Here is a 13,267-nt window from a genome sequence, read left to right as displayed (position 1 = left end):
GGTCTCCGGTTCATCACAATGCTCGGACCCATGTCGTCATATCTCGACTGTTGCGGTCCTCGTCATGATCGATCCTGACACGGAAGCGTCACCCAAGCGCCTCGACGAACCGACGCCTGCCAGACCGGGGGAAAGGATGTATCCGGCATCCGTCGAGAACCCGATGACAAGGGATAGGTGAGAGGCAGGCGAGCTAGAGCAACTTGTCCAGCGTGATGGGAAAATGACGCACCCGCCTGCCCGTCGCGTGAAAAATGGCATTGGAAACCGCGGCTGCGGTGCCAACGATGCCGATTTCGCCAAGGCCCTTGACGCCGAGCGGCGAGACCTCTTCGTCTCTTTCCTCGACGAAGATGACGTCGATGTGCTCGACATCCGCATGTGCCGGGATGTGGTACTCGGCGAGGTTGTGATTCATCGGTCGGCCGAAGCGATGATCCATCAGCGTTTCCTCGTGCAGCGCCATCCCGAGCCCCATCACGACGCCACCGAGAATTTGGCTGCGCGCCGTCTTCGGGTTGAGGATACGACCGGCAGCGACCGCGACCACCACGCGAGTGACACGGACTACGCCTAGTTGGTCGTCCACCTTCACCTCGGCGAAGACAGCGCTGTGCGTGCCGCGCGCTTTCGTCATCTGCCCGACCATTCCGCGGATACCAGGCGATGCGGTCTCATCTGCCTCCAGAGACGGCAGATTGGCGCGGGTCATGATCTCAGCGATCGGCATGGAGAGGGCATCGTGATCGCGAACTATCATGCGCCTGCCGGTCAAGCTCACGTCGTCAAAATCAAGGCCGGCAAAAGGCGAGGTGTCGAGTGCTCTCGCGGCTTCGAACAACTTGCGCCCGACCGTCTTGCAAGCGAGATTCACAGCGGCACCGGCCGAAGCGGCCATCCAAGATCCGCCTTCGACGGGAGAAGCTGGGAGGTCGCTATCGCCGATCTTAACGGTTACATCGTCGAGGTTCACCCCGAGCGCGTCGGATGCGATCTGGGCCAGAATCGTATAGGTACCCGTCCCGATGTCGGAAGCGGCAGTGGCAACCTCAAGGTTGCCGTTAGCAGAAAGTCGGGCTCGCGCGGAGGTCTTCATGAACTGCGCGTCCCACGTCCCGGTCGCCATGCCCCAACCGGTGAGTTCGTGTCCATCCTGCATGCTGCGAGGTTCGATTGGGCGATCGTGCCATCCGAACGCCGTTGCACCGAGATCGTAAGCCTGCCGGAGTGCCTTTGAGGTGAAGGGTTTGTCCGACATCGGATCGACGTCGGTATAGTTCAGCCTTCGAAACGCGAGCGGATCTATCTTCGCCGCGTAAGCAATCTCGTCGATTGCGCATTCGAACACGTTCATGCCCGACGCCGCGCCCGGCGCCCGCATGTCACCGGGGGTGGGAGTATCGAGCGCGACCAGCGTATAATCGCCCGCTGCGTCCGGACAGCGATAGGCCATCAAACCCCAGTTGACGATGTTCTCCATATAGTCTTCGTACGTGGACGTCGCCGTTGTGGCCTTGTTGATGACTGACTGAAGCGCGCCCTCCTCATTGACCCCGAGGGATACGGACTGGAACAGCTCCGGCCGGTGGACGTGGCTGACCATCTGCTGGCGGGTCATCGCAACGCGGACCGATCGCTTCAGGTGCAGCGCCGCCATGGTGGCGAGATACACCTGGTATTGCGGCCGCAGGCCCGATCCAAAAGCGCCTCCCACGAACGGATTGCGCACCGTGACCTTGCCTTTCGGCAAGCCGAACACGCTGGCGAGATATGACTGGACGTTTTGCGGTCCCTGCGTCTTGTCATAAACGAGTATGGAACCATCGCCGGGCCAAACGACCGTGGTGCCATGCATCTCCATCGGATTGTGGTGATGCGCGGGGAACGTATAATCTGTTACCGTACGAATGGGTGCAGCGGCGAACGCTCGCCTCGCATCGCCACGATCGGACGGCATCGGTATGCCGGATCGCTTCTTCTTCGGCACATAGGCGTTCGGCAGCGCAGCGATGAAGTCGGTGGTATGCTCCGTCGCCTCGTAGTGGACTTGAAGAAGGACTGCCCCGGCGCGCGCTGCTTCAAGTGTTTCCGCCAACACCAACGCAACGGGTTGGAAGCTGAAATGAACCTGCTCGTCATAGAGAGCCCGAAAAGGTTCGCCGGGAGGTGCGACCTCATCGCGATAGCTTCGGTCGAACCACGCAATATGAGGCCGGTTCTCGTGGGTGAGGATGTCCAGGACACCGCCTATTGTACGCGCCGCTGCGTCGTCGATACGCACAATGCGACCTTTGGCAATCGTGCTTGAGACGATCCAGCCATAGACCATCTCATCGGCCGAATGCTCGGCCGCGTAGCGCGCCCGTCCAGTAACCTTGTCAGGGCCGTCGATGCGGCTGACGGGCCTGCCGATGCCATTCTCTGCTCGTGCAACGATGGTCATGACACCTCACGCGATCTTCTTGTCGACCTGGGACTGCGGCGTGCCGGCAGCCGCCTGGGTCAGCGCCCGCGAGATGGCGCGCTTCGCAAGTTCAATCTTGAAATCGTTAGCGCCGCGCCCCACTGCGCCCTCAACGAGGCGTTCAGCGAAGGCGGCGAACTGCCGTTCGGACACCGGCGAACCGATGAGCATTTCCTCCGCTTCACGCATCCGCCAAGGCTTGTGTGCGACACCGCCAAGCGCCACGCGCGCATCGAGGACCTTCTCACCGTCCAGGGAGAGCACCGCCGCGACCGAAACCAGCGCAAAGGCGTAGGACAACCTATCGCGGAGCTTAAGGTAGGAATAATGTTCGCGGAAATGCTCCGCCGGCAGGTCGATTGCGGTGACCAGCTCGCCACGCGTGAGCGTGTTGTCCCGCTGCGGTTCGTCACCAGGTAGCCGATGATATTCGGCAAACGGGATCTCGCGGTTACCCGCTGGCCCACTGACCTGCACGACAGCGTTGAGCGCCGCCAACGCAACGCACATGTCCGAGGGGTGGGTTGCGATGCAGGCTTCGCTTGTTCCGAGGATGGCATGGTTGCGATTGACGCCGCCCACCGCGCTGCAGCCCGAACCAGGAACGCGCTTGTTGCAGGGCGTCGCGACATCATAGAAGTAGTAACAGCGCGTGCGCTGATTGATATTGCCTCCGTTCGTGGCGGCATTGCGCAATTGTGGGCTTGCACCAGCCAGAATAGCCGACGACAGCAGAGGATAGTCGCGCTCGACGAGCGGATGATACGCCGTGTCGGCGTTCGGCGCGAGCGCGCCAAGCCGCAAGCCGCCCTCCGGCAATTCCTCGATTGCGTCGAGGCCGAGGCGTCCGATGTCAACCACTCGGACCGGTCGCTCGACCGTCTCCTTCATCAGATCGATGATGTTGGTGCCACCGGCGAGGAAACGTGTCTCAGGCTCGGCACCGAGGCTTATAGCCTCCTCCAAGGTCGCCGCACGATGGTAGTCAAAGGGGATCATTCCGCCGCCTCCTTGAACACCGTGCGGTCGCCGTGGAGCACATCCTCAATGGCATCGGCGATGTTGGTATAGGCACCACAGCGACAGAGATTGCCACTCATCAGCTCCCGGATGTCCTCCTGCGTCGCGGCCCTGCCCTCGTTTATCAGTCCTTGTGCAGAGCAAATCTGTCCGGGCGTGCAGTAGCCGCACTGAAATGCATCACGCTCGACGAAAGCGTTTTGAAGAGGATGCATGCGTGTTCCGCTCGCCAGCCCCTCGATGGTGGTGATTTCCGCGCCATCCAGCGTGACAGCGAGCTTAAGGCAGGAGTTTATCCGGCGCCCGTTGACCAAAACCGTGCAGGCGCCGCACTGGCCGTGGTCGCACCCCTTTTTGGTGCCGGTAAGATGCAGCCCCTCGCGCAGCAGATCGAGCAGGGTAACTTCGGGCGATACTTCCAGTGAGTTGCTGTCGCCGTTTATTGTGAGCTGCAGGGCAAGCTTCGATGGCTGGCGCATGACATCCGTCGCAATGGCTGATCACAAGGAACCCCGCAAAGCGCGCTAGAGTTCCTCTCTACGCATGTTTAGACGTCTATCGATAGAAGACCTTGTTATTTTGGGCTGGCCGTATAGTTGACGATCAGCGGCTACCAATAGGCATGTAAAATTGTAATTTTGGCGTCGTTTGCGACACAATAGACCTACGAGGTCTTACTGTCTGGCAAGCCTGCGGCTAGGATGCGGCTGAACGTTTATGACTTGCTTCGGTGCGCAAGGGCAGCATCTTCCAGATTTCCTTCATCGCTGCCCCACCCCAGCCGAGCACTGTGCTCATCAAGAGTTTCGCGAACAGCCATCAACGCAACCTGAATTTTGTGAAGGTTTTCGATGTCGGCGGTCGTTAACGTTTCTGCGGAGGCAGCTTTAACGACCGCATCAATGCGCGCTGCTTCCAAGTTGGAGCACAACGTCCGGACTGGATTCACATCGCTCATAACCTATCCTCTACCGAATTCTCTGCCGCTACATGCAGCCTGTGAGCGGCTATATAGCCATCTCTGAACGGACAAGCCCGCCCCGACTCGCGTCACTCCAAGACTGTGTAGTCAACCGCGGCTGGGGCGCCGTGTTCCGATTGCGGCAGATTTTTTTGCCGCCACGCTCCGCCAGAGGCGAAAGCGCGAGTGGCGCGAACTGGGACGCAGCCAATCCGACGGCAAGCTGAATGCTGGTGAGCACCGCTGCTTTGAGAGCGGACGAGCTGACCTGCACCGCAGTCTCATCCCTACGGAGAACGGGTCACGCTCGACATTGCCGTCGCCCGAGCCGTGCCACAGGTAGAGGTTTCACCTCCTCGTCCCGGCACGCGCACTCGGCACCAGCGCTGGGGTGCAACGCCTCGCCACGGAGCGCCACCGCTAGCGCGGCAACCTCTTCAGGCGCTACATTCTGCGCGGGGCCACCTTGCCGTCACCAATGCCGCCCGTATCTACCTGGATCGAAGCGCCTCCCCACGCGTTCTTGCAGGCGGTCGACGGACATAGACGCAAACGAGAGGCCCCCATGACCCTCAAGACCCAGAAGCAGAAGATGTTGGCTGGTGAGCTGTACATTGCTGACGACCCTGAACTCGCCGCCGACAACAGGCGCATTTCTGAATGGCTGGATCGCTACAATGCCACGAGCACGAGAAGCCAACCTGAGCGGCAAGCGCTTCTTGAGGAAGCTTTTGCCAGCGTGGGAGAAGGCTGCAATATTCGTCCGCCATTCTTTTGTGACTACGGCTATAACATCAGTTTAGGCCGCGGCGTTTTCCTCAATTTCAACTGCTGTATTCTGGATGTCGTCAAGGTCACGATCGGTGATATGACTCAAATCGGCACCGCTGTACAGATTCTGACGCCCGACCATCCAAGAGATCCTGCCCAACGAAGGCGGATGCTCGAGTCCGGTCGTCCAGTCGTGATCGGTGAAAACGTCTGGATTGGAAGCGGAGCCATTATCCTACCAGGTGTGACGATCGGTGATGACGCAATCATCGGGGCCGGCAGTGTCGTCACCCGCGATGTACCGCCCGGTGCGGTTGCTGTCGGCAACCCGGCCCGGCTCAGACCATGAAGCTGCCCGACATCTCATGCCGTGCCCTGTCGCCTGCGGAAAACGCACCCTCTTCATGCCACGCGGCCGAGCGCAAAATAGTCGCCAGTCCTAGCGATTCAGGCTGTCGCCGCTAGCGAACAAGTCCCAGCAGTCCGTCTTGCTCCGCGACAGCTCCGCCTTCCTGATGCGCTGACTCGGGTCGGGATCGCAACACCAGACATCTCAGCTGACGGGAAGAGCATTCGAGAACTGCCGCCCGTGGCGATTGCCATGTCGACGGCAAGTTTCGAACATGGTCCACCGGCCGAGAGCTGATGCATGTGGCGGCAGCGGATCGCGAAAAGGCGTCAGATCCTACTCAATCAGGTCATCGAGATTTTCACCGCCTTTGATCCTTGCAGCGGCCGCGTCAGATCACTTGCGGGCTGCAGCCCAAGTCGCTCCCACCAACCCGGCCGTAACGCCAGCGATCAGAGCATACCATGTCGCGGCGGGAACAGAGCCCGAGAGCAGGAGCACCGTCAGGAACGTCAGAAGCGTGGCAATAAGCCAGCAAGCACAAAAGGTCGCCAGGTGCGCCAACCACTGAAACACTGTGCCCATGGGGGTCACTCGTCTTGATAACGGGGCATATGTCTCAGCCTTGTGCTCAACATTTGGCAATCCCGCAAGCTCGTCAGCCGGGGGGGTCAGACAAAGTCGAACGAAGGGCAGGAACGCAGAACCCCTCTCCGGATTATCTTCCCATGAGCGTGGCGATCCTTAAGTCCTGTTCTGGGGTCTGTCGGATGGGATCGGCATCGAGGCACCGGGGGTTCAGGTTCAAGGGACATGACATCGCGAGAGGCCCAGCAGTGAGAAAACTCGAGAACGGTCTATTGTTCGGACCGCTGCACGACCGCTGGGTGCATCTCTGCATTGACATGCAGCGCATGTTCGCCGAGCCGACAGAGTGGCACACGCCTTGGATGGGCCGGGTTCTGCCGAATGTCGTGAGCCTTACCGAACTCAATCCCGCGAGGACGATCTTCACGCGTTTCATACCACCCCCGTCCGCAGACGACGTCGGTGGTTCCTGGAAGCGATACTACAACAAATGGGAGTCGATGACACGCAATCGGCTTGATCCGGAATTGCTTGAACTCGTTCCCGACCTGTCGCGGTTCGTACCGCCGGCTGCCGTAGAGGACAAACGCGTCATGTCCGCGTGGCACGGTGCCCTGCATCCTCGGTTACGCGCCGCTGGCGTCGATGCACTGATCGTGTCTGGCGCAGAGACCGAGGTATGCGTGCTCGCCACGGTGATGGGTGCCATCGACCTTGGCTATCGCGTGATCATCGTCGCCGACGCGATCTGCTCCGGCGCGGATACGACCCACGACGCTATGCTGGAGATTTACGAGAGCCGTTTCGGCACGCAGGTTGAGATGGTCACCACTTCCACCCTCCTGGCCGCTCACCTGGACGGCATGCTGTAACATCAGGAGCAATCACCGGCACATGACAGACCAAGAGAGAATTATAGAAGCCTTGGGCGTTGCCCGGAACTTCGACGCAGCGCTGGAAGCACGCCGGCGCATTGATTTTCTCGCCACATATCTGCGCGCGTCAGGCCTCAGGACCTATGTGCTAGGGATCAGCGGCGGTGTGGATTCGTTGGCAGCGGGGCTATTGGCTCAACGTGCGGTCGAAGGCCTTCGAAGCGCGGGGTACGATGCGAAATTCCTCGCTGTCCGCCTCCCCTACGGGGCGCAAGCGGATGAAAAGGACGCTCAGAGAGCTCTGGATACGATCGGTGCGGACGAGATTCTGCGGGTGGACATCAAGCCCGCTGCCGACGCGATGCTGGCCTGTCTGAAGCACGCCGGCGCTGAGCTAGGCGACGCGGGGCGGGAGGACTTTCTGCTCGGAAACGTCAAAGCTCGGCAGCGGATGATTGTGCAGTTTGCACTTGCCGGCGCCCATCGCGGTCTGGTCATCGGCACCGATCAGGCGGCGGAAGCGTTGATGGGCTTCTTTACCAAGTTCGGGGATGGTGCGGCCGACATCGTGCCGCTTTATGGGCTTAACAAGCGCAGGGTCCGTGCCTTGGCATCGAACCTTGGAGCGCCAAGCGATCTTGTTGCAAAAATTCCAACCGCCGATCTTGAGAATCTTGCTCCCCTTCGCCCCGATGAAGAGGCGTACGGCGTCACTTACGATCAGATCGATGATTTTCTGGAGGGGCGCCTCATCGACGAGGCCGCCCGCGCACGGATCTTGGCCTTCTATGTGAATACAGCGCATAAGCGAGAGCTCCCCGTGGCGCCGCCCGTTGCCCGGTGAGTTGCGAGGGCTCACCCCAGACCTGAGCCGATCATCATGCCGCTGAAACCCGGGGAGTGCCCTTAGGGGCCGCGCGGGCTAAATTTGGGCGAGCCGCCGCGCTTGCGCTGGACGAAGCCTGCGAGGCAGCCTTCACCGCGACCATCACGCAGATCCCCGCATTGCTCGCGCCAGAGCCATTCGAGACGCGCTTGCCACCGGTCTGCTTCTTAGTCCCGTCTGTCGCTTAGCGACGAGGCTTTGTCATCGCATGCCCTCGCAAAAGGCTTGGCTCCAGTATTGTTACGGGTCCATATACCGATATATGTTCCTCCCTAACACAAGGGGGGAACGTATGGTTCGACGCCGGCCGCGGTGCTGTATCGCGCATCAGCAGCAGTCTTCTGGCGGTGCCAGGCGAGCCCTCTCCACGAGAGCACCGAAGCTAGTCTGCCGGGCGATGTAAGTCGGAGCAGGTGCTTAAGGACCACCCTGTGAATATGCTTCGCACGACGGTGGCGCCTTCCCCCCACTAATAGTCCCGGCTACTTGCACAGCGCCCTGCCGGACGCGGCCATTCCGCCCCTGACGATGGATGCCCATGATCACGAGACCTGCTGTCGGCATCACGCTGATGCTCGCAAGTTCGCTGCTTTTGACAATCAACGATGCCCTGACGAAGCTTCTGCTCGGGCGTTTGCCGACTGGGCAAATCGTTCTCACCCAGGCATTGATCACAATCTCAGTTGTTCTGGCGATATCGATTCACGGGCGCGGAGCGAAACTCGAGGTGCAAAGCCGTCCAAGGCAGTTGCTTCGGGCACTCTTCAATGTGGGTAGCCTCCTCACTTTTGTGACTGGGCTCATGTATCTGCCGTTGTCGATCGCTATAGCACTCTCCTTTGCCAATCCTCTTTTCGTTCTGCTCCTCGCACCAGCGACTATCGGCGAAAAACTCGACGGCGCGCGCCTTATGGCTGTTGTCGTCGGCTTTGTGGGCGTGCTGGTCGTGATCAATCCAGCATCGGGAACTTTATCGCTCTATGCCCTGCTGCCTTTGGCATCCGCTGCCTGCGCGGCTTTTCGTGACATCGTCACTCGTCGCATCGCCCAGACCGATGCGACCCAAGCCACGATGCTGTATTCGGCAGCCGCGACGGCACTGGTGGGGCTAATCTGGTCAGGGGGTGAATTCGTTATGCCCGCCGTCAATGATGCGCTGTTGCTGGCCATCATGTCGGCGGCTTATCTCGGCGCGCTTTATTGTATGATCGATGCCTTGCGCTATGCCGGCGCATCAACGGTGTCTCCGTTCAAGTATACATCACTCATTTGGGCCGTGGCGCTCGATCAGCTCATTTGGATGCGGCCACCCGCACTCAATGTGCTTATTGGAGCGATGATCATCGTCATGGCGATGATCTTCATCTACAGGAGAGAGCGCGCGAATGCAGCCATCCGTTCGCCCGTCAGGTAAACATGTCGCGCCGATCTGTCGCGCAGCTCAGCCGAGCTAGTCACGGGAGAGATCGCTCGTAAGAACGTCCCACGGCTCTGCCGCCCCTACCGGTCGCCTGGAAATCGATCCGTGACCGGCCCCACTTCATCGATCAACTTCCACCTTTTCGGGCGAAGAGCCGCGGCCAATGACAACGCCCCCGCAGTCCGTGAAGGCCGTCTGCATCTCAGCCGCATTCAATCCTGTGTTCCCCGGATGGTTGCCATCTGGCGAACTCGACGATGGTCTCGATCAGGACTGACTACCGGAATTACCCTGTCGCTGTCGCGGCGCCAGAATACGACATGCTCATAGGCGAACGGGGTGGACCGGAACGATCTTGAAATCGAAATATGAGGTACAACCTCACGATGAGTTTTGTCATCAATGTGACGCCGGAACCACAGGCCGCGAATGCGGCCGCCAAACCGCACGCTGCCGACAGATAAACCAAGGTCAATTTTCTGTTATCCGGGGACCCGCCCACCACAGCTGCCATTCGCCGGCATCATTCATTTTATAGCTCTAATCGTTTATTGAATACGATCCAATTACTACTGCATTCTTCTGAACCGGTAACGCGGCACCATAACTCAAGGCGGCAATTGACCTTGGATAGATGCTCGAAAGAGGCGGCTATTCGGAACCTGTGGAGCCAAGAGGCATTAGCGAAAGAGCGAGACCAAGACCGGAGCGTCACGATGCCTGACCGAGCCACCTATCAGCCGTATGAGCAGCCGACAGGCGGGTGGGGGTCGGTCCGTTCGCTGGTCAAGCATTCCACGCGCCAGGGCGCGGTCCCGAGCGCGGTGGGGCTCTTTCGCGACCATAATAAGACCGGCGGATATATGTGCACGAGTTGCGCATGGGCCAAGCCAGCGGAACCGCACATCGCCGAGTTCTGCGAGAATGGTGCAAAGGCGACGTTCTGGGACCTGACCTCGAAGCGCACGACGCCGGCCTTCTTTTCGAAATATACGGTGTCGCAACTGCTTGAGTGGACAGATCACGGTTTGGAGAATCACGGGCGATTGACGCAGCCGATGCGTTATGATCCCGACAGTGACAAATACGTCGAGGTCACATGGGCGGACGCTTTTACCGACATCGGCCAAAAGCTGCGATCTTATGCACCCAAAAGCGTCATCTTCTATGCCTCGGGGCGTGCTTCTCTCGAGACATCTTTTATGTATCAGCTTCTGGCCCGGTTTTACGGCAACAACAATCTCCCGGACAGCTCGAACATGTGTCACGAGACCACTTCGGTGGCTCTTCCGCAAAGCATCGGGACCCCGGTCGGGACCGTTCTTCTCGACGATTTCGCCCAAACCGACTGTATTCTCTCCTTTGGCCAGAACGTCGGAACCAACTCGCCGCGCCTGTTGCACACGCTGCAGGAGGTGAGCGAGCGCCAGGTCCCGATTGTGGTCTTCAACCCCTTGCGGGAGCGCGGCTGGGAGGAGTTCGTCAATCCGCAGCGCCCAGGCCAGATGGTTGCGAACAAGCCCACGCGTATCGCCACCCAGTATTACCAGCCGCGCGCCGGAAGCGACATTGCCGTCATGCTGGGAATGGCGAAGTTTCTGTTTGCGTGGGATGATGAAGCCCGGCTCTCAGGCAAGATCCGGGTTCTGGACGCGGACTTCATCGCGACGCAGACCCACGGCTTCGCCGCTTTCGAGGCCGCCGTACGTGCGCTGAGCTGGGAAGAGATCATCGAAACCTCCGGTCTGGCGCGGGACGAACTCCGGGCGGCCGCGCAGACCTATGCGAAGGCTCGATCCGTGATCGCCATCTATGGCATGGGCCTGACCCAGCACAAACTCGGCATCGACTCGGTGCAGATGCTGATCAACCTTCTCCTGATGCGCGGGAACATCGGGCGCGCGGGTGCGGGTATCTGTCCGGTGCGCGGCCACTCGAATGTTCAAGGTCAGCGCACGGTCGGCATCGCGGAGAAGGTGGATTTGGTGCCGCTCGACCTGATGGCGGAGCGCTATGGCTTTGAGCCGCCGCGAGAAGACGGGATGAACACGGTGGAGGCCTGCGAGGCGATCGTCGCCGGCGAGGTGAGTGCTTTCATTGGGCTCGGCGGCAATTTTGTGCGCGCCATACCTGACCGCGCGCTCATGGAGAACAAATGGCGTGGCCTCGATCTATCCGTACAGGTGGCGACCAAGCTCAACCGCTCCCATCTGATCACGGCGCGCACCTCCTACATCTTGCCGACGCTTGTGCGTTCGGAGATAGACGAGCAGGCGACCGGCCCGCAGATCGTGACGATCGAGGATTCAACCACCTGCATCCATGCGTCCCGGGGCATCCACAGGCCGGCAAGCGAGCACCTGCTTTCAGAACCGCGCATCGTCGCTGAGATCGCCAGGGCGACGCTCCCGCCCACGCCGAAAGTGCCTTGGGATGAGTGGGTCGGCAATTACGCCCTGGTGCGCGACGAGATCGCAGCAGTCTTCCCGGACGATTTCCACGACTTCAATCAACGGCTCAATGTGCCCGGAGGGTTTCCGCGACCGATCGGGGCACGCGACCGCCGATGGGACACGGACACCGGCAAGGCCAATTTCAAGGTTCCGAAAGCATTGCACGCCAGCTTCGACACAGGCGATGATCCGAGCGTGGTGAGGTTGATCACACTGCGCTCGAACGACCAGTTCAACACGACCATCTATGGGCATACAGACCGTTTGCGAGGCATCTATCACTCGCGCATGATCGTCATGATGAATGTCAAAGACAGAGAGCGCTTCGGCATCGCTAAGGATGGCACCGCACGTCTGACGGCCGCTGCTGATGACGGGATCGAACGCAGCATCGGTGGACTGCAAGTGATCGACTACAATATCCCCGAGGGTACGATCGCCGCTTACTACCCCGAGTGCAACGCCCTCATACCTCTTTGGCAGTTCGCGGAGGAGAGCAAGACCCCCGCCGCGAAATCGGTGCCGGTCCGGGTCACGCCAGAGCGACGGTCCGATGGAGACTAGATTTCCCCAACCGCCGGAATTAACAGAGACCGTATTCGCGGCTCTTGAGGACAAGGCGAAGCTTCCAGCCGCATCTATGGTCGTGCTCGGCATGCTCGCCGGCGTTTATATCGGGCTTGGCGGCCTCGTCGCCACAGTCGCGCTCGCCGGTGCGGACAGCCTTCCTTATGGCGCCGCGCAACTCATCGCGGGCGTGGCCTTTTCTCTCGGCCTCGCACTTGTCCTCATCGCAGGTGCCGAGCTGTTCACCGGCAATACGCTAATGGCTGGTTCGGTCGCGACTGGCCGCCTTCCCATGCCCATGGTCTTGCGGGCGCTTTCCATCGTTTACATCACGAATTTCCTCGGTTCGGTCGTGCTTGCCGCCGCTGCCTTTCTCGCCGGCGTGCAGGAGGCGGGCAATGGCGCGGTCGGCAGGGCCGCGCTCGAACTGGCCGCGGCAAAGCTCGACAAGTCCTTCACGACGGCATTCGCAAGCGGCATCCTCGCCAATATGCTTGTGTGCTTAGCGGTCTGGATGGCCTATGCGGGCAACTCGGTGGCGGACAGGATTGCTGCCCTCATCATGCCCATAGCCGCCTTCGTTGCCGCCGGATTCGAGCATTCCGTCGCAAACATGTATCTCCTCCCCTACGCCTTCCTTGTCCAGTCCGTGATCCCGGAAGCCACGGCTTCCGTCTCGCTCACCGGAATTGCGGGGAACCTTCTTCCGACCACCCTCGGAAACATTCTTGGAGGCTCGCTGGTCGCCGTCGCGTACGGCTATGTGTATCGGAAGCGCAAAACCCTTATGGAGGCAGGGTAATGCATAACATCCATCAGCGTGCGGATCACAGGTGACGCGACCAAGCCCCTCGAAAGACGGAGTGGAAAAACCCGCGATGAACGCGTTGCAAGAGATGTAACAAGCGGAGAA

11 protein-coding genes are annotated in these 13,267 nt (G+C 60.1%); 6 read left to right on the top strand and 5 right to left on the bottom strand.

The genetic code is table 11. From position 1 onward, the window contains the following. Positions 1 to 193 precede the first annotated feature (193 nt). The 4 genes from KIO76_RS24955 to KIO76_RS24940 all read right to left on the bottom strand — a co-directional run bounded on the left by KIO76_RS24955 (position 194) and on the right by KIO76_RS24940 (position 4,442). Positions 194 to 2,443 carry a xanthine dehydrogenase family protein molybdopterin-binding subunit gene (locus KIO76_RS24955; protein WP_213326274.1) on the bottom strand — a complete coding sequence of 750 codons (2,250 nt, stop codon included), beginning with the start codon at positions 2,441 to 2,443 and terminating at the stop codon, positions 194 to 196. Between the two features lie 6 nt (positions 2,444 to 2,449). Then, positions 2,450 to 3,463 carry an FAD binding domain-containing protein gene (locus KIO76_RS24950; protein ID WP_213326273.1) on the bottom strand — a complete coding sequence of 338 codons (1,014 nt, stop codon included), beginning with the start codon at positions 3,461 to 3,463 and terminating at the stop codon, positions 2,450 to 2,452. Beyond that, on the bottom strand, positions 3,460 to 3,963 hold the full coding sequence (locus KIO76_RS24945) for a (2Fe-2S)-binding protein (RefSeq protein ID WP_213326272.1): 504 nt from the start codon (positions 3,961 to 3,963) through the stop codon (positions 3,460 to 3,462). The genes KIO76_RS24950 and KIO76_RS24945 overlap by 4 nt, the downstream gene beginning before the upstream one ends. A 236-nt stretch (positions 3,964 to 4,199) precedes the next feature. After that, positions 4,200 to 4,442 carry a hypothetical protein gene (locus KIO76_RS24940; RefSeq protein ID WP_213326271.1) on the bottom strand — a complete coding sequence of 81 codons (243 nt, stop codon included), beginning with the start codon at positions 4,440 to 4,442 and terminating at the stop codon, positions 4,200 to 4,202. 568 nt (positions 4,443 to 5,010) lie between these two features. Between KIO76_RS24940 and KIO76_RS24935 the strand changes: the two genes are divergently transcribed. Continuing rightward, entirely contained in the window at positions 5,011 to 5,565 is a 555-nt protein-coding gene (locus KIO76_RS24935) for a sugar O-acetyltransferase (RefSeq protein ID WP_213326270.1), read from the top strand. 396 nt (positions 5,566 to 5,961) lie between these two features. Here KIO76_RS24935 and KIO76_RS24930 read toward each other — a convergent pair whose 3' ends face one another. After that, positions 5,962 to 6,150, bottom strand: coding sequence for a hypothetical protein (locus tag KIO76_RS24930; protein WP_213326269.1), 189 nt, complete (start codon positions 6,148 to 6,150; stop codon positions 5,962 to 5,964). Between the two features lie 251 nt (positions 6,151 to 6,401). Between KIO76_RS24930 and KIO76_RS24925 the strand changes: the two genes are divergently transcribed. The 5 genes from KIO76_RS24925 to KIO76_RS24905 all read left to right on the top strand — a co-directional run bounded on the left by KIO76_RS24925 (position 6,402) and on the right by KIO76_RS24905 (position 13,156). Further along, complete coding sequence (locus KIO76_RS24925; protein ID WP_291976110.1) at positions 6,402 to 7,025, top strand: cysteine hydrolase family protein; 624 nt, start codon at positions 6,402 to 6,404, stop codon at positions 7,023 to 7,025. Positions 7,026 to 7,047: 22 nt separating this feature from the next. Beyond that, entirely contained in the window at positions 7,048 to 7,872 is an 825-nt protein-coding gene (gene nadE, locus KIO76_RS24920; RefSeq protein WP_213326267.1) for an NAD(+) synthase, read from the top strand. A 580-nt stretch (positions 7,873 to 8,452) separates the two neighbouring features. After that, positions 8,453 to 9,328 carry a DMT family transporter gene (locus tag KIO76_RS24915; protein ID WP_213326266.1) on the top strand — a complete coding sequence of 292 codons (876 nt, stop codon included), beginning with the start codon at positions 8,453 to 8,455 and terminating at the stop codon, positions 9,326 to 9,328. A 722-nt stretch (positions 9,329 to 10,050) separates the two neighbouring features. Then, positions 10,051 to 12,351 carry an FdhF/YdeP family oxidoreductase gene (locus KIO76_RS24910; RefSeq protein ID WP_213326265.1) on the top strand — a complete coding sequence of 767 codons (2,301 nt, stop codon included), beginning with the start codon at positions 10,051 to 10,053 and terminating at the stop codon, positions 12,349 to 12,351. Continuing rightward, positions 12,341 to 13,156 (top strand): formate/nitrite transporter family protein, encoded by an 816-nt coding sequence (locus KIO76_RS24905; protein WP_213326264.1) that lies wholly within the window; start codon positions 12,341 to 12,343, stop codon positions 13,154 to 13,156. The genes KIO76_RS24910 and KIO76_RS24905 overlap by 11 nt, the downstream gene beginning before the upstream one ends. Positions 13,157 to 13,267: the final 111 nt, after the last annotated feature.

The sequence above is a fragment of the Chelatococcus sp. YT9 genome (genome assembly GCF_018398315.1).
Classification (GTDB): Bacteria; Pseudomonadota; Alphaproteobacteria; order Rhizobiales; family Beijerinckiaceae; genus Chelatococcus.
This window is presented reverse-complemented; position numbering and strand designations above follow the sequence as displayed.

Excerpts from the sequence above, each read along its gene's own strand:
- nadE (WP_213326267.1), top strand. The coding sequence starts at position 7,048 with ATGACAGACCAAGAGAGAATTATAGAAGCCTTGGGCGTTGCCCGGAAC.
- KIO76_RS24905 (WP_213326264.1), top strand. The coding sequence starts at position 12,341 with ATGGAGACTAGATTTCCCCAACCGCCGGAATTAACAGAGACCGTATTC.
- KIO76_RS24945 (WP_213326272.1), bottom strand. The coding sequence starts at position 3,963 with ATGCGCCAGCCATCGAAGCTTGCCCTGCAGCTCACAATAAACGGCGAC.
- KIO76_RS24940 (WP_213326271.1), bottom strand. The coding sequence starts at position 4,442 with ATGAGCGATGTGAATCCAGTCCGGACGTTGTGCTCCAACTTGGAAGCA.
- KIO76_RS24950 (WP_213326273.1), bottom strand. The coding sequence starts at position 3,463 with ATGATCCCCTTTGACTACCATCGTGCGGCGACCTTGGAGGAGGCTATA.
- KIO76_RS24910 (WP_213326265.1), top strand. The coding sequence starts at position 10,051 with ATGCCTGACCGAGCCACCTATCAGCCGTATGAGCAGCCGACAGGCGGG.
- KIO76_RS24955 (WP_213326274.1), bottom strand. The coding sequence starts at position 2,443 with ATGACCATCGTTGCACGAGCAGAGAATGGCATCGGCAGGCCCGTCAGC.
- KIO76_RS24915 (WP_213326266.1), top strand. The coding sequence starts at position 8,453 with ATGATCACGAGACCTGCTGTCGGCATCACGCTGATGCTCGCAAGTTCG.
- KIO76_RS24930 (WP_213326269.1), bottom strand. The coding sequence starts at position 6,150 with ATGGGCACAGTGTTTCAGTGGTTGGCGCACCTGGCGACCTTTTGTGCT.
- KIO76_RS24935 (WP_213326270.1), top strand. The coding sequence starts at position 5,011 with ATGACCCTCAAGACCCAGAAGCAGAAGATGTTGGCTGGTGAGCTGTAC.